Source organism: Kocuria tytonis, from assembly GCF_003226895.2.
In the GTDB taxonomy this organism is placed as follows: Bacteria; Actinomycetota; Actinomycetes; order Actinomycetales; family Micrococcaceae; genus Kocuria; species Kocuria tytonis.
Genome location: NZ_PNJG02000003.1, coordinates 15,121 through 32,422, shown reverse-complemented (window position 1 = coordinate 32,422; position 17,302 = coordinate 15,121). Strand labels below are relative to the sequence as shown.

At 72.6% G+C, this 17,302-nt stretch carries 13 protein-coding genes; 3 read left to right on the top strand and 10 right to left on the bottom strand.

The features are described 5' to 3' along the window. Window positions 1-15: 15 nt before the first annotated feature. Both C1C97_RS09390 and C1C97_RS09385 read right to left on the bottom strand, forming a co-directional pair. Window positions 16-339, bottom strand: coding sequence for a hypothetical protein (locus C1C97_RS09390; RefSeq protein WP_121031512.1), 324 nt, complete (start codon window positions 337-339; stop codon window positions 16-18). Between the two features lie 204 nt (window positions 340-543). After that, window positions 544-768 (bottom strand): DUF3263 domain-containing protein, encoded by a 225-nt coding sequence (locus C1C97_RS09385; protein WP_110920938.1) that lies wholly within the window; start codon window positions 766-768, stop codon window positions 544-546. Between the two features lie 62 nt (window positions 769-830). Between C1C97_RS09385 and C1C97_RS09380 the strand changes: the two genes are divergently transcribed. Beyond that, entirely contained in the window at window positions 831-1,520 is a 690-nt protein-coding gene (locus tag C1C97_RS09380) for a uracil-DNA glycosylase (protein WP_110920939.1), read from the top strand. A gap of 40 nt (window positions 1,521-1,560) precedes the next feature. Here C1C97_RS09380 and C1C97_RS09375 read toward each other — a convergent pair whose 3' ends face one another. The 8 genes from C1C97_RS09375 to C1C97_RS09340 all read right to left on the bottom strand — a co-directional run bounded on the left by C1C97_RS09375 (window position 1,561) and on the right by C1C97_RS09340 (window position 13,319). Then, on the bottom strand, window positions 1,561-3,663 hold the full coding sequence (locus tag C1C97_RS09375; RefSeq protein WP_407657270.1) for a threonine/serine exporter family protein: 2,103 nt from the start codon (window positions 3,661-3,663) through the stop codon (window positions 1,561-1,563). 128 nt (window positions 3,664-3,791) lie between these two features. Then, complete coding sequence (locus C1C97_RS09370; protein ID WP_121031508.1) at window positions 3,792-4,874, bottom strand: lipid II:glycine glycyltransferase FemX; 1,083 nt, start codon at window positions 4,872-4,874, stop codon at window positions 3,792-3,794. A gap of 91 nt (window positions 4,875-4,965) precedes the next feature. After that, window positions 4,966-6,912, bottom strand: a complete 1,947-nt coding sequence (locus C1C97_RS09365; RefSeq protein WP_110920749.1) for an FMN-binding glutamate synthase family protein — start codon at window positions 6,910-6,912, stop codon at window positions 4,966-4,968. Between the two features lie 135 nt (window positions 6,913-7,047). Continuing rightward, window positions 7,048-7,329: an HPr family phosphocarrier protein gene (locus C1C97_RS09360; protein ID WP_110920746.1), complete on the bottom strand. Its 282-nt coding sequence runs from the start codon at window positions 7,327-7,329 to the stop codon at window positions 7,048-7,050. Between the two features lie 48 nt (window positions 7,330-7,377). Further along, window positions 7,378-9,111 (bottom strand): phosphoenolpyruvate--protein phosphotransferase, encoded by a 1,734-nt coding sequence (gene ptsP / locus C1C97_RS09355; RefSeq protein WP_121031507.1) that lies wholly within the window; start codon window positions 9,109-9,111, stop codon window positions 7,378-7,380. 5 nt (window positions 9,112-9,116) lie between these two features. Beyond that, entirely contained in the window at window positions 9,117-11,426 is a 2,310-nt protein-coding gene (locus C1C97_RS09350) for a PTS fructose transporter subunit IIABC (RefSeq protein ID WP_121031505.1), read from the bottom strand. An 85-nt stretch (window positions 11,427-11,511) separates the two neighbouring features. After that, window positions 11,512-12,531: a 1-phosphofructokinase family hexose kinase gene (locus tag C1C97_RS09345; RefSeq protein ID WP_110920841.1), complete on the bottom strand. Its 1,020-nt coding sequence runs from the start codon at window positions 12,529-12,531 to the stop codon at window positions 11,512-11,514. Beyond that, the gene (locus C1C97_RS09340) at window positions 12,528-13,319 is read right to left on the bottom strand and encodes a DeoR/GlpR family DNA-binding transcription regulator (protein WP_110920842.1); all 792 of its coding nucleotides are present in this window, start codon (window positions 13,317-13,319) and stop codon (window positions 12,528-12,530) included. Before C1C97_RS09340 ends, C1C97_RS09345 begins: the two co-directional genes overlap by 4 nt. A 188-nt stretch (window positions 13,320-13,507) precedes the next feature. Here C1C97_RS09340 and C1C97_RS09335 point away from each other — a divergent pair, with 188 nt between their 5' ends. Both C1C97_RS09335 and C1C97_RS09330 read left to right on the top strand, forming a co-directional pair. After that, window positions 13,508-15,253 (top strand): ABC transporter ATP-binding protein, encoded by a 1,746-nt coding sequence (locus tag C1C97_RS09335; protein ID WP_110920843.1) that lies wholly within the window; start codon window positions 13,508-13,510, stop codon window positions 15,251-15,253. After that, window positions 15,250-17,223, top strand: a complete 1,974-nt coding sequence (locus tag C1C97_RS09330; RefSeq protein WP_121031503.1) for an ABC transporter ATP-binding protein — start codon at window positions 15,250-15,252, stop codon at window positions 17,221-17,223. Before C1C97_RS09335 ends, C1C97_RS09330 begins: the two co-directional genes overlap by 4 nt. Window positions 17,224-17,302 lie beyond the last annotated feature (79 nt).

The following is a 17,302-nucleotide window of genomic DNA, read 5'->3' as shown; positions in this document are numbered from 1 at the left end:
CTGCGCGCGGTGGGCTCAGGTTTCATCCCCGGCTGAACGGGGTGCGCACCGGGCGGGGACGACGCCGCCCGGGACCCGCGCGGCCGGGCTCGCCACGGCGTCGTCGGCCTGCGCCTGGAACCCCGCCACGGGACCGGACGCCTGTGCGTCCTGGGCCGTGCGGGGCGCGTTCACGAAGCACACCGCCCCGAGTGCCAGCGCGAGCACACCCGAGACCAGGACGGCCCGGAACTCTCCCGGGGAGCCGGTGCGCGCCCGCGGGTTGTGCCCGCGGTGCGCGCCCTGCCGGGCGCCGTCCTCCGGGACGTCGTCGAACTCGTCGCGGGGGTACTCGCTCATGCTCTGCCTCTCGTCGGACGGACGGCACGGGGTCGGGCGGGGTGCCCGGGACCGGGCGTGGTGCTTGGGGTCGGGCGAAGTGCACGGGATCGGGACGAGCCGGGGGTCGGTCGGCGCACAGGCACCTCACCGGCCACTATCCCACGCCCGAGCAGGCCGGTGCGCGGCGGGACGTGCCCAGCGGGTGCGCTCAGCGGGATGTGCTCAGCGGGACCGTGCGCGGCGCAGCCGCGAGATCAGCATGGGGGCGTGGCGCGCGGCGGCCTCCGATGAGATCAGGGAGTTCAGCCGCTGGTAGTAGTGCACGGGGCTGAGCCCGAGTCGGGAGCGGATGGCCGATTCCTTGGCGCCGCGGTACTTCCAGTGCTCGGCCTCCAGCTGTAGGACGGCCCGGTCGAGCTCGTCGAGCTCCTCCCCCGTGGTAGACATGGGCACAACCCTAGCGCGCACCGTGCACCGCCCCGCGCGCCGTCCGTCCCAGGAGGCCAGCCGTGACCACACCCCGCCCGCTGCACGAGATCATGCACGAGGAGTGGGCCGCCGCCCTGCAGCCGGTGGAGCCGCAGATCCGCGCGATGGGCGAGTTCCTGCGCGCGGAGCACGCCGAGGGCCGGCACACGCTGCCCGCGGGTGAGAACATCTTCCGGGCGTTCCGCGAGCCGCTGTCCGCGGTCCGGGTGCTGATCGTGGGGCAGGACCCCTACCCCACTCCCGGCCACGCCATGGGGCTCTCGTTCTCGGTGGCTCCCGACGTGCGCCCAGTCCCCCGGTCCCTGCAGAACATCTACAAGGAGCTGCACGCGGACCTGGGGATCGAACCACCCGCCCACGGGGACCTCTCCTCGTGGTCCGGGCAGGGCGTCATGCTCCTGAACAGGGTGCTCACGGTGCAGGCCGGTTCTCCCGCCTCGCACCGGGGCAAGGGGTGGGAGGCCGTCACGGAGTGCGCGATCCGCGCCCTGGGTGAGCGCGAGCAGCCGCTCGTGGCCATCCTGTGGGGCAAGGACGCACGCAGCACCAAGGCGTGGCTGGGCGGGGCCCCCACGGTGGAGTCCGCCCACCCCTCCCCGCTCTCGGCGTCCCGCGGCTTCTTCGGCTCCCGCCCGTTCTCCCGCGTGAACGACCTGCTGCGCGAACAGGGCGCGGACCCCGTCTCGTGGGAGCTGCCCCAGCGCCCCTGACCGGGCGCGACGGCGTCGCCGCGCCCGGGGGCCGGCGGTGTCAGCGCCGTCGGTTGCGGCGCTGCGAGAGGTGCTGCATCTGCTCGATGAACGGCCGCATGAGGTACTTGGCGAGCACCACGCCGGCCGCCAGCAGCACGATCGAGGCCATGGCGTTGACCAGTTCCGTGATCCCCTGCCCCGGGGACTCGGCCTGCACCGTCATGGCGTACATGCCCCGGAACAGGGTGAGACCGGGCAGCAGGAACGTCATGGCCGGGATGGCCAGCACCGCCTGGGGGATCCGTGACCGGGCGGCCAGCAGCGCGGCCACGCACCCGCTGCCCACGGCACCCACGCCCGTGGCGATCCGGCTGCCGGCGTCGAAGAGGCCCACGCCGTGGTAGAGCAGCAGCCCCGCGAACGCGGCGGCCGCCGCGGGCGGGATGTGACGCGGCTTGACCTGCATCGAGACCGCGATCAGCACCGTGGAGACCAGCATGAAGACGATGTTCGTCACCGAGCCCGTGGGCGTGAAGCTCGACTGCGAGATGTCGATGGGAGGGACCCCGGCCACGTTCACCGTGACGGAGACCCCCATGGCGATCCCCGCCACGATGCCCAGGAACGCCATGGACGTGGACAGCAGCCGCCCCGCCGCGGTGACCGGGAAGCCGTTGATCGCGTCCTGCATGGTGGACACCCAGCGCGTGGTGGGCAGCAGCATGATGAGCCCGCCCGCGATCACCGTGGGCGGTGAGAGTTCCACCCCGAGCGAGGAGACCACGATGGCCACGAGCGTGACCACGAAGGCGTTGGCCGCCAGCGCGAAGAACTCGGGGATGCGCCAGGCACTGAGTTTCACCGTGACCAGCTGCACCACGGCGGACGAGGCCACCGCGACCAGCGCACCCACGGGCGAGGCCCCGAGTGCGAGCGCGAGCGTGCCCGCCACGACCACCGTGGCCGCCGAGACCAGCCAGCGCGGGTAGGGCTTCGGGCGGGCGTTGATCTCCGCGAGCTCCCGTTCGGCCCTGCGCAGGGGCATCTCGCCCTCGATGATGCGGATCACCAGCTGGTGGGTGTCCGCGAGCCCGGCGTAGTTGTCCGTCCACGAGCGCACCACGCGCATCACGGTGTGGCTGGAGGTGGCGGAGTCCCCCCAGGGGTCGTCCCCCGTGCGGGGTGCGCCCCCGCCGCGGGTCTCGGCCGTGGTCCCGGGGGTTCCCGCGAACGACGGCGCGTGCTCCCCCGCCTGCTCCCCGGGGTCCGCCGCCGTGGCGGGGGCGCGCCCGGCCGCGGTGAGCTTGCCCGTTGGTGTGGTCTCCGCGACGTAGTTGATGGTCACGGACTGGTTGGTGATGTCCACCTCCAGGTTCTCCACCCCGTACGTGGCGCACACGGCGATGATCGCGTTCTCCACGTCCAGGGCGTCCGCGCCGTAGTGGAACATGGTCTCGGCCAGCCGCAGGGCGAAGTTGAGGGTGCGCCGGGCCTGCCGGTCGCTGCCGTCGCCGAACTTCCGCAGGTGCTGGAACGGTGTGGCGGTGAGCCGGTCCAGGATCCGCATGGGGGCCGTGGGCGCGGTGTCGCCCTGCACCAGGGAGCGGAACAGGGACCTGGGGGCCCGTGCGGGCGCCACGCGCGTGGCCGGGTAGGCACCGCGGGGGATGGCCGTGGTGGCCGGGGCGATCTCGTGCGCCACGGTCTCCGGGCGCTCCACCGGGGACGCGGCGGCGGCGCCGCTGCGGCGCGACGGCGTGCTGATGGGCTCCGTCAGCGCGGCGGACACACCGGCCCGGTGCCCCTGCCCGGCCCGGTCCGCGGCGATCTGGCCCGGGGTCAGGACCGGCAGGGCCGAGACCTGGGGGGCTCCCGCCCGCGCGGGCTGCCCGGTGTGCGGGGTGCGGGACCCCGGGGGTCGCGAGGGCGCCGTCGGGCGTGCGTGCGGGGTGGCGCTGCGCAGCTCGGCGCGTGCGGCCTGCTCCTCCGTGGGCCGGGGCAGCGCGCGGGAACGGCGGCGGGGGGTCGAGGGGCGCACCGCCTCGCGCAGTGCGGTGTCCCCGCCCGGGCCGAAGGGCTGCTCGTCCGCCGGCTGCGGGTCCGCACCCTCCCCCGAGGACGGGTACCCCTGCTGCGCCAGACGCGTCAACTGCTCACTCACGCTCACGTCGGATGAACCTTCCCTGCCGCCGCGGGCACTGCTCGGATCTGTGTGGCGGCCGCGTCAGGTCCGAACCGTCACGCGCCCGCGGTGGTGTTCCCGGGTGCCCGGGCCGGCCCGGGTGCCGCTCAGTAGAACGGCTGGCCGGTGCGGCGCACCCACAGCTGCCGCTGGACCTTCTCCGCCACGCTGGTCCAGACAGCGTATTTCGCGCGGCTGAGCGGCTGGTCCCAGACACCCACGTAGTCCACGACGGTCTTGGTGAAGCTCGTCTTGAACAGCCCCAGCCCGTAGTAGTGGTGCTCCTTGTTCTTGAGCTGGTCCGAGGGCGGGGTGCCGCAGAAGTCGTACTGCGTGATCCCGTGGTCCCGCTTCAGGTCCGTGATGGCGGACCACTGCACCAGGTGGGAGTCCCCGTACTGCTTCCGGCGCGGTTTCGACCCGCCGTCCTTGTAGGTTCCCTTGGAGCCGTAGGCGATCACGTAGGCACCCACGGAGGGCTTGCCGTCCTCGTACGTGAAGTACAGCCGGCCCTGGCCGCGCTCGGCGAAGTTCGTCCAGAACGCCCTGTAGTACTCGTAGGAGCGCAGGTTCACGTGGGCGTGGCCCTGACCCACGGAGTCCATGAGGGCGTACATGGTCCGCATGTTCTCCTCGGTGAGCGGCACCTGCGCCACCTCGCAGCCCTCCCGGGTGGCGCGGCGCACGGCGTTGCGCCCGCGGGAGTGCAGGGACTTCAGCAGGGCCTTCTCGTCCATGTCCGTGTCCAGCACGGCCGTGGAGTCGTTGGGCTGGATCTCGAAGGACTTCACCAGACCGCAGCGGGCCAGCACGCCGGAGGCGTAGTCCGAGGCGAGGATCTCGGGCTCGTACTTGATTGCGAACACGCCCTTGGCGGCACCGGCCACGAAGCGCTCGTTGGCGGCCACGATGCCCGGCATGTCGTCCACGGACTCCACGTCCGGACCCTTGATCATGTACCAGAGCCGGCCGAGGGCGGGCACGGACTTCTCCAGCACCAGGTTGTAGCTCGGCCGCGAGCCGTCCGAGGGCTCGTACACCACGTGCTGCGGTTTCCAGCCGTGGTCCTGCTTCACCCGCGCGAAGGCCTCCGACTGCAGCAGGTTCCCACCGGAGGGGTTGGCCGTGACGTGGGAGTCCCACTCGGAGATCTCCTGAGCGGTGGCGAAGCGTGCCGTGAATTCTCGCAAGACTCTCTCAATCCTGTGCCGCGGGACGTGCTCTGACGATGGGGGCGGTGCCGACCGTGGCCGACACCGCCTCACATGGTATCCCCCGAACTCAGGCGAGCCCCGGGTTCCTGGTCCGTGAGTCGTCCGCCGGGTCCACGTTGCCCGGTTCCGGGGCGGGGTCCCGCACCGTGTGCTGCGCTCCGGGGGTGGTGCCCGGCTCCCCCTCGGGGCGCCTGCTCGCGCCCGGGGTGGACTCGCCGGGGTGCTCCGCGGAGACCTGTTCCGGTGCGGGACCGGCCGCGCGGGGTGCCGCGGGAGCGTTCGACGTCGCCCGCGCACCCTCCGCGGCACCGGCACCGGCCGTGGAGCCGGCGGACGGGGCTCCCGCGAGCGCGAACTCGCGGTCGGCCGCCGGGATCACCCCGCCGGGCGTGAGCGGGCCGCGGTCGTTGAACACGTACTTGCCGGGGTGGCCCGCGGTGAAGCGGTCCGGGTCCGCGTAGTCCCAGTCCTCGCCCCAGCCGCCCTCGACGCCCTCGAACAGCTCCCCGGGACGCAGCCACTGGTACAGGGACTCGTAGGAGATGCTCTGGGTGGCGGTGACCTTGCGGCGCAGCATCTCGCGGGTGAGCTCCTCGGGGTGCTCGCAGCCCATGGTGGAGATGATCTGCCCGGCCTCCTCCACGGTGAGGCGGTGGTAGCGCTCCACGCGCTCGCCCTTGTCCGCCACGTCGAGCGCCCGGTACAGCTTGGGGTCCTGGGTGGTCACGCCCACGGGGCACTTGTTGGTGTGGCAGGCCTGGGCCTGGATGCAGCCCACGGCCATCATCATGGCGCGGGCGCTCATGCAGAAGTCCGCGCCCTGGATGATGTGGCGCACGATGTCGTGGCCCGAGGTGATCTTGCCCGCGCAGCCCAGCTTGATCCGCTCCCGCAGCCCGGCACCCACCAGGGCGTTGTGCACCAGGATGAGGCCCTCCACCAGCGGGGTGCCCACGTGGTCCTGGTACTCCAGCGGGGCGGCGCCGGTGCCGCCCTCGGCGCCGTCCACGATGATGAAGTCCGGGGTGACGTCCTCCTCGATCATGGCCTTGCAGATGGCCAGGAACTCCACGCGGGAGCCAACGCACAGCTTGAAGCCGATGGGCTTGCCGTTGGAGAGCTCCCGCAGCTGCGCCACGAAGCGGATGAGCTCGCGCGGTGTGGTGAACGCGGAGTGGCTGGCCGGGGAGATGCAGGTCTGCCCCTCGGGCACACCGCGGGCGGCAGCGATCTCCGCGGTGACCTTGGAACCGGGCAGCACACCGCCCAGACCGGGCTTCGCACCCTGGGAGAGCTTGATGTTCACGGCCTTGACCTGGGGCAGGTTGGACTTCTCGCGGAAGGTCTCGGGGTCGAAGTGCCCGTTCTCGTCACGGGTTCCGAAGTATCCGGAGCCGAACTCCCAGAAAATGTCCGCACCGTGGGCCAGGTGGTACTCGGTGAGACCGCCCTCTCCCGTCTCCTGGGCGAAGCCGCCCATGGCCGCGCCCTTGTTCATGGCCAGGACGGCGTTCTTGGAGAGGGACCCGAAGCTCATGGCGGAGATGTTGAGCAGGGAGGCGTCGTAGGGCTGACGGCAGTCCGGGCCGCCCAGGCGCACCCGGTGCTCGTCCTGCGGGGCGGACTTGGGCGCCACCGACTGCACGAAGTACTCGTAGCCGGGTTCGTTGACGTCCAGCTCGGTGCCGAAGGCCTTGTCCCCCTTGAAGCCCTTGGCCCGGGAGTAGACGAGCGAGCGCTGGTCCCGGTCGAAGGGCTTGCCGTCGTAGTTGCGCTCGATGAAGTACTGCTGGATCTCGGGGCGGATCTTCTCCAGGAAGAACCGCATGTGCCCGAGCAGGGGGAAGTTGCGCAGCACGGAGTGCCTGCGCTGCGTGGCGTCGCGGACGGCCACGAGCAGGAGCAGGAGGAAGCCCACGGCGGGGATCCACCAGCCCCACGGGCCGAGCACCGCCGCGAGGAGCGTGGCGATCGTCGCCACGGTGAGCCCGGAGAGGATGAGAAGTCGCACCATGGGGTCACCGTACGCCCCGGGCACCGCGCGCGGGCCTCTGTGCGCCCCTGCTACGTCCCCGGACACGACGACGGCGCCGGGCCCTGTGAGGGAGCACCCGGCGCCGTGCGTTCGGTGCGGTACCGGTCCGCGTCCTCAGTCCGCGTCGAGGTCCGTCTCGATGATGCCCGCGAGGTGCTCGAGGGCCTCCTCGGCGCCGTCGCCCTCGGCGGCCAGGACCACCTTGTCCCCGTGGGACGCGCCCAGGGACATCAGCGACAGCACGGACGAGGCGTCCATGCCCTCCTCGGCGTCCTCGCCCTCGGAGCGGATGGTGATCTCCAGGTTCTCGTACTCGCCCGCGGCCTCGGCGAAGATCGCGGCGGGGCGTGCGTGCAGGCCCACTCGGGAGGCCACGGTGGCAGTGCGTTCGGTCATGTCAGCTCCTTGTCTGGTTCTTGCTCTGTCGGTTTTGCGCGAACGGGCTCACAGGCCCAGTTCGTCCAGCACGGGCAGCTGCGCCCGCACCGCGTCCTTCGCCTCCCGGGCACTCGTGGCGTCCAGGGCCAGCGCCGCGAGCCGCCGCGCCTGCGCGGTGTCCACGCGGGCGAGGACGGCGGCCACGGCGGCCAGCGAGCGCGCGCTCATGGACAGGGTGTCCACGCCCAGTCCCACGAGCACCACGGCGAGCGCGGGGTCCGCGGCCGCTTCGCCGCACACCCCCACGTTCTTGGGGGCGCCCTGGCGCTGCGCTGCCGACGCCGCTCCCCGGGTCACGCACTCGACCATGCGCAGCACGGCGGGCTGCCACGGGGAGTTGAGCTCGGCCAGCGAGCCGAGCATCCGGTCCGCGGCCATCGTGTACTGGGTGAGGTCGTTGGTGCCCAGGGACACGAAGTGCACCCGCTCCAGGATCTGCTCCGCCGTGACGGCGGCCGCCGGGGTCTCCACCATGACCCCGCACACCCGCAGTCCCGCCGCGGTGGCGAGCTCCCGGAAGCGCACGGCCTCCGGGACGGTGGCGATCATCGGCGCCATGACCCACACCTCCGCGCCGCTGCTGCGCTCCGCGGCCGCGACGGCCTCCAGCTGGCGCGCCAGCACACCCGGGGTGGTCCAGTCCGTGCGGTAGCCGCGCACGCCGAGCGCCGGGTTCGGTTCGGTGGCGTCCGTGAGGAACGGCAGGGGCTTGTCCGCGCCCGCGTCCAGCGTGCGCACCACCACCTTCCTCCCCTCGAACGCGGTGAGGATCTCGGTGTACGCCTCGGTCTGCTCCGCCACGGTGGGCTCGGCGTCCCTGTTGAGGAAGCAGAACTCGGTGCGCAGCAGCCCCACGCCCTGGGCCCCGGCAGCCGCGGCGGCCCGGGCGTCGTCGCCGGTGCCCACGTTGGCCAGCAGCGGGACGGTGGTGCCGTCCGCGAGCGCACCGCGCCCGTCGAAGGCCGCGAGCTGCTCCGAGGCGCGGCGCCATGCGGCCACCGCCGCCTCCTCGCGCTCGCCCGGGGACGCGACCACGGTGCCGGCGGCGCCGTCCACGAAGACGGCCGTGCCGGCGTCGAGCTCCAGGACGCCCTCGACGGCGACCGCCGCCGGCAGCCCCAGGTTGCGCGCCAGGATGGCCGTGTGGGACTGCGGACCGCCGGACTCCGTCACCAGGGCGAGCACGACGTCGGGGTCCAGCACCGCGGTGTCCGCGGGGGCGAGGTCCTCGGCCACGAGCACGAACGGCTCCCGCCGCTGCGGCACCCCCGGGGCGTCCTCGCCGCGCAGCTGCGCGACGATCCGGGCCCGGACGTCCTCGATGTCCGCCGCGCGCTCGGCCATGTACCCGCCCATGGCTCGCATCTGGTCCGCGTAGGCCGTGGCGGCCTGCCACAGGGCCCGCTCCGGGCTCAGCCGCTGACCGGTCACGAGCTTGCCCGCGCTCTTGACGAGCGCACGGTCCCCCGCCATGAGCGCGGTGGCCTTGAGGACCTCCGCCGCAGACTCCGAGCGGGCCCGGGCCGCGCGCTCCGTGAGCTCCGCCTTGACCGCGAGCGCCGCGGATTTGAGGCGGTCGACCGCGGCCTCCGCATCCCCGGTGAGGGGCTCCCCCTCGGGCGGTTCGGCCACGGCCGGTGCCATGTGCACCAGGGGTGCGATGACGCGCCCGGGGCTCACGCCCACCCCGTGCAGGACGACGGGGCCGGAGCCCGTGGGCAGTTCGGTGTTCTCGCTCATGGTCCTCACGCTTCCACGCTCTGCTGGGTCTGGGGAATCCCGGGGACCTCGCCCACGCGCTTCTCGACGCCGCCCACCCGCTTGAGGAGGGTGACCAGCACGGCGGTGATCACTGTGCCCACCAGAACGGAGCCGATGAACGCGATGCGCCCGTCCACGACCGGCAGGATGAAGAATCCACCGTGCGGTGCCGGTGAGGTGACGCCGAAGGCCATGGTCATGGCGCCGGTCACCACGCCGCCCACCATGGAGGCGGGGATCACGCGCAGCGGGTCCGCCGCGGCGAACGGGATGGCGCCCTCGGAGATGAAGGACGCGCCGAGCAGCCACGAGGTCTTGCCGTTCTCGCGCTCGGCGGCCGTGAAGTACTTGCGGCCCAGCACGGTGGAGGCCAGGGCGAGGCCCAGCGGGGGCACCATGCCCGCGGCGATCACGGTGGCCATGATCTCCTGGGGTGCGGTGGCGGTGGCCGTGGCTGCGCCCAGGCCGGCCACGGCGAAGGAGTACGCCACCTTGTTGATGGGTCCGCCCAGGTCCGAGCACATCATCAGGCCGAGCACCGCGCCCAGGGCCACGGCGGACGCCCCGCTCATCCCGGACAGCAGGCCGGTCAGCCACGTCATGAACGCCGCGATGGGTCCGCCGATCAGCAGGAGCAGCAGCCCGCCGGCGAACAGCGAGGCCAGCAGCGGGATGATCACCACGGGCATCAGGGACCCGAGCCAGCGCGGCAGCCGGGGCAGGGTCAGCCAGTAGGCGCACACCCCGGCGAGCAGACCGCCCACGATGCCGCCGATGAAGCCCGCGCCCATGAAGTTCGCCACGAGCCCGGCCGCGAAGCCGGGCGCGATGCCCGGGCGGTCGGCGAGCCCGTAGGCGATGTACCCCGCGAGGGCCGGGACCAGCAGACTGATGGCCAGGTTGCCGATCTTGAACAGCACCGCCCCCAGGTACATCCCCAGGGACACGTCCCCGAGATCACCCAGGGTCGCGGTCTTCAGGATGTTGTCCGCCTCCTTCGCCACCAGCACGGGGTCCGCGATCATGAACGCGATCGCCATGAGCAGGCCGCCCGCGGCCACGAAGGGGATCATGTAGCTGACACCCGTCATCACGGCCTTGCGGATCCGCGTTCCCCAGCCCTCGCTGCCGGTCAGTGCCGCGGCGGCCTCCGTGCCGTCACCCGTGACCTTGGGCGCGTGGGGGTCGTCCGCGGCGGCGAGCGCCTCCTGGATCATCTCGCGCGGCTCGTCGATCCCGCGCTTCACGGCCGAGGCGATGTACGGCAGCCCCGCGAAGCGGGTGCGCTCCCGCACGTCCACGTCCGTGGCGAAGATGACGGCCTCGGCCCCCGCGATCACCTGCGGGTCCAGCCGGGTGGCGCCCGAGGAGCCCTGCGTCTCCACCTGCAGGTCCACGCCCATCTCCTCGGCGGTGTTCGTCAGGGAGTCCGCCGCCATGTAGGTGTGCGCGATCCCGGTGGGACACGCGGTGACGGCCACGAGCCGGCGCGGTCCGCGCTCGGCGTCGCCGGGCCGCGTCCCGGTGCCGGGTGCGGCCGCCGCGGCGCCGTCCCCGGGGCGTGCGGACGACGCCGTCGCCCCGCCGACCCCGGCGGGGGAACCGACCGCCGCACCACCCGTGGCGGCACCGGCGGCACCCGCGACACCTGCCGCGGTGGCACCGGACGGGGCCGACCCCTCGGCACGGGCACCGTGGCCGCTTCCGGACGCGGTGCCGCGCTCGGAACCGGCGGCCTCGCCCGCCGCGCGGGTGCCCGTCGCGGACGCCACGGAATCGGATGCCGCGGCCGGTGCGGTGCCCGCGGCACCGGAGCGGGCGGCGGCGTCGTCCGGGACGGGAGACAGGCCCAGGGCGCCGTCGACGATGCCCACGACCTCCTCCGGGGACCCGGCCGCGCGCAGTGCGGCCACGAAGGGCTTCTTCATGAGCGAGCGCGCGAGCTTGGAGAGCAGCTTGAGGTGCTCCTGGTCCGCGCCCGCGGGGGCGGCGATGAAGAACACGATGTCCGCGGGGCCGTCCTTGGCACCGAAGTCCACGGCGGGGGCGAGCCGCGCCATGACCAGGGTGGCCTGCGTCACGGCCTCGGAGCGGCAGTGCGGGATGCCGATGCCGCCCGGGATGCCCGTGGCGTTCTTGGCCTCGCGTGCGAGGGCGTCCGCGGCGAGCGAGTCCGCGTCCCGCGCGCGACCCTCCCTGTGGACGGTGGCGGCGAGTTCACGGATCGCGCTGTCCGTGGACCCGCCCAGATCCCGGTCCAGCAGGACCAGTTCCGGGGTGATGAGATCCGACATGTCAGGGCTCCTTGGGTACGGCCCGGTGGGCTCGGGGTGGGCGTCTCTGAAGGTGTGGTGCTCGGGTGGGTGGTGCTCGGGCGGGTCAGGACCGGGTGTTCGCGCCGGAGGGGTGCCCGGTGTCCGGCGCGGGCGTTGCGGGCGGGAGGACCAGGGGTGCCACGTGGACAGCCTCGGGTGTGGTGTCCGCCACCGTGGGCATCCGGGTTCCGGGCAGGGCCGCGGCCGCGGACCCGTGGGCCACGGCGCGGCGCAGGCACTCGGCGGGCGGGGCACCGCTCTCGGCGGCCACCAGGTACCCGGTCAGGGCACTGTCCCCCGCCCCCACCGTGGAGCGCACGGTCACGGGCTCGTGGACGGCGTGCCACGCGCCCTCCGGGGTCACCAGCACGGCGCCGTTGCCGCCGAGCGTGCACAGCACCGCGCCCACGCCGCGGGCCACGAGGTCGCGGGCGGCGGCGGCCGCGGCGTGCGGGTCCGCCTCCAGGGCGTCCCCGTCCGTGCGCCCCAGCAGCTGGGCGAGTTCGTGGCCGTTGGGCTTGACGACGTCCGGCAGCACGGCCGCTCCCGGGGCGAGGGCCTCCTGCAGCGGTGCTCCGGAGGTGTCCAGGGCCAACGACGGCGCCGCGGACCCGAGCGCGCCCCGCACCCGCGCGGCCAGCGCGGCGTAGACGTCGGGGGCCGGCCCGGGCGGCACGGACCCCGCGAGCACGAGCCACGAGGCGCCCGCGCCGCGCGCCACGATGCGCTCGGCGATCCGTTCCACCGTGGGCTCGTCCAGCGCGGGCCCGGGCTCGTTGATCTTGGTGGTGGTGCCGTCCGGCTCGGTGACGGTGATGTTGGAGCGCACGGGGGTGCCGATGGGCACGTTGTCGTAGCGCACCCCGGCGGCGTCGAGCCCGGTGAACAGCGGGTCCGAGGCGTCCCCCGGGGCCACGGCCACGGTCTGCACGCCGCTCGCGCTCAGGGCCCGGGAGATGTTGACGCCCTTGCCACCGGGGTCCTGCCGGGTGGCGTGCGCCCGCTGCACGCGGCCGCGGGCCAGCGGTGCGGAGAGGTCCACGGTGCGGTCCACGGAGGGGTTGAGGGTCACGGTGATGATCATGCGAGGACCACTTCCACGTCGGCTGCTTCGAGGGCTTGGGCCAGCTCCCCCGTGGGGGCCCGGTCCGTGATGAACGTGTCCACCTGCGCGAAGGAGGCGAACCGGGTGAGGGTCTCCTGGTCCTGCTTGCTGGCGTCGCACACCACCACCACGCGGCGGGCGGCCTGCACGATCGCGGACTTCACCACGGCCTCGATGGGGTCGGGGGTGGAGAGCCCGAAGCGGGCGTGCGCTCCGTTGCACCCCACGAACGCGAGGTCGGGGCGCAGCTGGTCGTAGTGCTGGGCGGCGCGCGAGCCGGTGGCGGCCCACGTGAGCTTGCGGATCCGGCCACCCACGAGCTCCAGCCCCACACCCTCCGCGTCCGCGAGCTTCGCGGCGATGTGCAGGGCGTGCGTGATGACCAGCTGCTCCTGGCCGCTGGGCAACCGGTTGTCGCGGTGCAGCAGCAGCTCGGCGAGCGCCTCCACAGTGGTGCCGGCGTCCAGCACCACGGCGCCGGCACCGGAGCGCTCCAGGACCTCGAGCGCCTTCAGCGCGATGCTGCGCTTCTCCTCGGTGGCCAGCCGGTGGCGGGAGTCCATGCCCTGCTCCCCACTGGTGGACTGGTCCACGGACACGGCGCCCCCGTGCACACGGCGCAGCCGCCCCTGGCTCTCGAGCACGGCGAGATCCCGACGCACGGTCTCCATGGTCACCCGGAACCGCTTGGCCAGCTCGGCGCCGTTGACACGGCGCTCGCGGCTCACGGTGCGGGCGATCTCCTCGTGGCGTTCTGCTGCGAACATCGTCACCTCACGGCCGGGGACGACGGTGGTGGCGTCCCTGTGGATGTGAGCTTATGTCTGTTTATGTGGTTTTGCCACCCCTTATCCCACATTTCTGCGCCGGGCCGTGACCGCCCCGGCGCGCGGACCCGCGTATATTGGGCCCGTCATCGGCTAGCCCCTCGGTGCCTGCGTCAGGATTGACCGTCATGCTGCTGCGTTTGCTACGCACCTCCACCCGCCCCTACCTCCCGTGGGTCGTGGGCGTCCTCGTGTTCCAGCTGCTGTCCACGATCGCCGCCCTCTACCTCCCGAGCCTCAACGCCCGGATCATCGACAACGGCGTCACCCACGGGGACACCGACTACATCTGGCGCACGGGCGCCGTGATGCTCACCGTGGCCCTCGGGCAGGTCGTCGCGGCGGTCGTGGCCGTGTGGTGCGGTGCCCGCACGGCCGTGGGCGTGGGCCGGGACCTGCGCCGCAGCGTCTACCGCCGGGTGGGGACGTTCAGCGCCCGCGAGGTGGGGACGTTCGGGGCGCCGTCGTTGATCACCCGCAACACCAACGACGTCCAGCAGATCCAGGTGCTCACCCTCATGGCCCTGAACTTCATGGTCATGGCGCCCATCATGTGCATCGGCGGGATCGTCATGGCGCTGCGGGAGGATGCCGGGCTGTCGTGGCTCGTGTGGGTCTCCATCCCGGTGATGGGCGTGCTCCTGGCCCTGGTGGTGTCCCGGCTCATGCCGTGGTTCCGGGTCATGCAGGAGCGCATCGACGGCATCAACGGGGTGCTGCGCGAGCAGATCACCGGCATCCGGGTGATCCGCGCGTTCGTGAAGGAGCCGTTCGAGACGCAGCGCTTCCGGCGGGCCAACCAGGACCTCACGGACATCTCGCTGCGCATCGGCTCGCTGTTCGTGCTCATGTTCCCGGTGATCAACATGGTCATGCACCTCGCCACCGCGGCCGTGCTGTGGTTCGGCGGGCACCGCGTGGACCAGGGACAGATCCAGGTGGGTGCGCTGACCGCTTTCCTGCAGTACATGCTGCAGATCCTGATGGCCGTCATGATGGCCACGTTCATGTTCATGATGGTCCCGCGCGCCGTGGTGTGCGCCGAGCGCATCAGCGAGGTGCTGGACACCCGCCCGAGCATGCACCCCCCGCAGCACCCCGTGGCCGCACCCCGCGCGCTGGGGAACCTGGAGTTCCGAGGCGTCGCCTTCCAGTACCCCGGGGCGGAGGCGCCCGTGCTGGACGACATCGGCTTCACGGCCGAGCCCGGGCGCACCGTGGCGGTGGTGGGGGCCACCGGCTCCGGCAAGAGCACGCTGATCAGCCTGATCCCGCGGCTGCTGGACCCCGTGTCCGGTGACGTGCTGCTGGACGGTGTGCCCCTCACCGACTACGCCCCCGAGGACCTCGCGGGGCGGGTGGGTCTCGTGCCGCAGCGGCCGTTCCTGTTCTCGGGGACCGTAGCGAGCAACCTCCGCTTCGGCCGGCAGGACGCCACGGACGAGGAGCTGTGGGACGCCCTGCGGGTGGCCCAGGCGGAGGACTTCGTGCGGGAGCTGCCCCAGGGCCTGGACTCCCCCGTGTCACAGGGCGGCACCAACGTCTCCGGCGGGCAGCGCCAGCGGCTCAGCATCGCCCGGGCCCTGGTGGCCCGCCCGGAGGTGTACGTCTTCGACGACTCCTTCTCCGCGCTCGACGTCGCCACCGACGCCCGGCTGCGCGCCGCACTGCGCCCCGTGACCCGCCACGCCACGGTGGTCACCGTGGCCCAGCGCGTCTCCACCATCACGGACGCGGACCTCATCCTGGTGCTCGAGGACGGCCGGATCACCGCGCGCGGCAGCCACGAGCAGCTCGTGGCGAGCAGCGACACCTACCGGGAGATCGTGACCTCCCAGCTGTCGGCCGAACAGACCACCGGAGGCGAACTGTGAGCGAGAGCCAGGAACCGGCCAGGAAACCGCAACGCTTCTGGCCCTCGGCCGTGCGGCTCGTGAAGCTGATGACCCCGCACAAGGCGGCCCTCGCGCTGGTGGTTGCCGCCGTGGTGCTCTCCGTGGTGTTCACCGTGTGGGCACCCCGCGTGCTGGGACGCGCGATGGACGTGATCTTCGCGGGCGTCGTCGGCCGGTCCCTGCCCGCCGGGACCAGCCAGGCGCAGGTGGAGGCCGGGATGCGCGCACAGGGCCAGGACACCATGGCGGACATGATGTCCACCATGACCCTGGTCCCCGGCCAGGGCGTGGACTTCACCCGGCTGGGCACGCTCATCCTCACCGTGCTCGCCATGTACACCGTGGCCTCCGTGCTGATGTGGCTGCAGGGCTACGTGCTCAACCGCGTGGTGATGCGCGTGGTGTACGACCTGCGCCAGGAGGTGGAGCGCAAGCTCAACGCCCTGCCGCTGAGCTACTTCGACACGCGGCAGCGCGGGGACGTGATGTCCCGGGTCACCAATGACGTGGACAACGTGCAGACGGCGCTGCAGCAGACCTTCTCGCAGCTCGTGGAGAACGTGCTGACGGTGCTCGGGATCGTGGTCATGATGTTCGTGGTCTCGTGGCAGCTCGCGCTGGTGGCGCTGCTGGCCCTGCCCCTGTCCGCGGTGGCGGCCGGGCTGATCGGCTCGCGCTCCCAGCGGATGTTCAAGCAGCAGTGGCACGCCACGGGACAGCTCAACGGGCACATCGAGGAGTCGTTCTCCGGCCACGAGCTCGTGCTCGCCTACGGCCGTCAGCACCAGATGCAGGCGCAGTTCGACGAACGCAACGAGGAGCTGTACCGGGCCGCGTTCGGCGCGCAGTTCCTGTCCGGGACGATCATGCCCGTGATGCAGTTCGTCTCCTACCTCTCCTACGTGGGGATCGCGGTCCTCGGCGGGCTGCGCGTGGCCACGGGTCAGCTGAGCCTCGGCGGCGCCACGGCGTTCATCCAGTACTCGCGGGAGTTCACCCAGCCGCTGTCCCAGGTGGCCGGGATGGCCACCCAGCTGCAGTCGGGCATCGCGTCCGCCGAGCGCACCTTCGAGCTGCTGGACGCCCCCGAGCAGGACGCGGAGACCCCCAGTGCGCAGCTGCCCATCCGGCTGCGCGGCGAGGTGCGCTTCGAGCACGTGGACTTCTCCTACGACAAGGCGGCCCTCGCGAACGGCGCGCAGCCCATGATCGAGGACCTCACCTTCCACGTGGCACCCGGCCGGACCGTCGCGATCGTGGGCCCCACCGGCGCGGGCAAGACCACCCTGGTGAACCTGATCCTGCGCTTCTACGAGATCGACGGCGGGCGCATCACCCTGGACGGCATCGACATCCGGGACCTCACCCGTCGTGACCTGCGCTCGCAGGTGGGCATGGTGCTGCAGGACGCCTGGCTCTTCGGCGGGACCATCATGGAGAACATCCGCTTCGGCCGCCAGGACGCCACGGACGAGGAGGTGCTCCACGCCGCGCGCGCCACCTACGTGGACCGCTTCGTGCGGGCGCTTCCGGACGGCTACGACACCCTGATCACCGAGGACGGCTCCTCGGTGTCCGCGGGTGAGAAGCAGCTGATCACCATCGCCCGGGCGTTCCTGTCCCAGCCGTCCCTGCTGATCCTGGACGAGGCCACCTCCGCCGTGGACACCCGCACCGAGCTGCTCGTGCAGAAGGCCATGGCGGCCCTACGGGAGCAGCGCACGTCCTTCGTGATCGCGCACCGGCTCTCCACCATCCGGGACGCGGACACGATCATCGTGATGCAGTCCGGGCGGATCGTGGAGCAGGGCTCCCACACCGAGCTGATCGAGGCCGGCGGTGCGTACGCGACCCTCTACGAGGCCCAGTTCAACTCCCCCGAGCCGGACGCGGACGACGCCGCCCCGGCCGGCTCCGCACCCACCCCCACCACCGGCCCCACCGGCTGAACCCGCACCCGGCCCCCGCACCCACCCCGCCCGGAACGGGTGAGGGATCCGGTGCGCTCCCGGGTGCGAGGCCGCACCA

Bases quoted from the DNA above. Each gene is read 5' to 3' on its own strand.
- C1C97_RS09390 (WP_121031512.1), bottom strand. From the start codon at position 339: ATGAGCGAGTACCCCCGCGACGAGTTCGACGACGTCCCGGAGGACGGC.
- C1C97_RS09385 (WP_110920938.1), bottom strand. From the start codon at position 768: ATGTCTACCACGGGGGAGGAGCTCGACGAGCTCGACCGGGCCGTCCTA.
- C1C97_RS09365 (WP_110920749.1), bottom strand. From the start codon at position 6,912: ATGGTGCGACTTCTCATCCTCTCCGGGCTCACCGTGGCGACGATCGCC.
- C1C97_RS09360 (WP_110920746.1), bottom strand. From the start codon at position 7,329: ATGACCGAACGCACTGCCACCGTGGCCTCCCGAGTGGGCCTGCACGCA.
- ptsP (WP_121031507.1), bottom strand. From the start codon at position 9,111: ATGAGCGAGAACACCGAACTGCCCACGGGCTCCGGCCCCGTCGTCCTG.
- C1C97_RS09350 (WP_121031505.1), bottom strand. From the start codon at position 11,426: ATGTCGGATCTCATCACCCCGGAACTGGTCCTGCTGGACCGGGATCTG.
- C1C97_RS09345 (WP_110920841.1), bottom strand. From the start codon at position 12,531: ATGATCATCACCGTGACCCTCAACCCCTCCGTGGACCGCACCGTGGAC.
- C1C97_RS09340 (WP_110920842.1), bottom strand. From the start codon at position 13,319: ATGTTCGCAGCAGAACGCCACGAGGAGATCGCCCGCACCGTGAGCCGC.
- C1C97_RS09335 (WP_110920843.1), top strand. From the start codon at position 13,508: ATGCTGCTGCGTTTGCTACGCACCTCCACCCGCCCCTACCTCCCGTGG.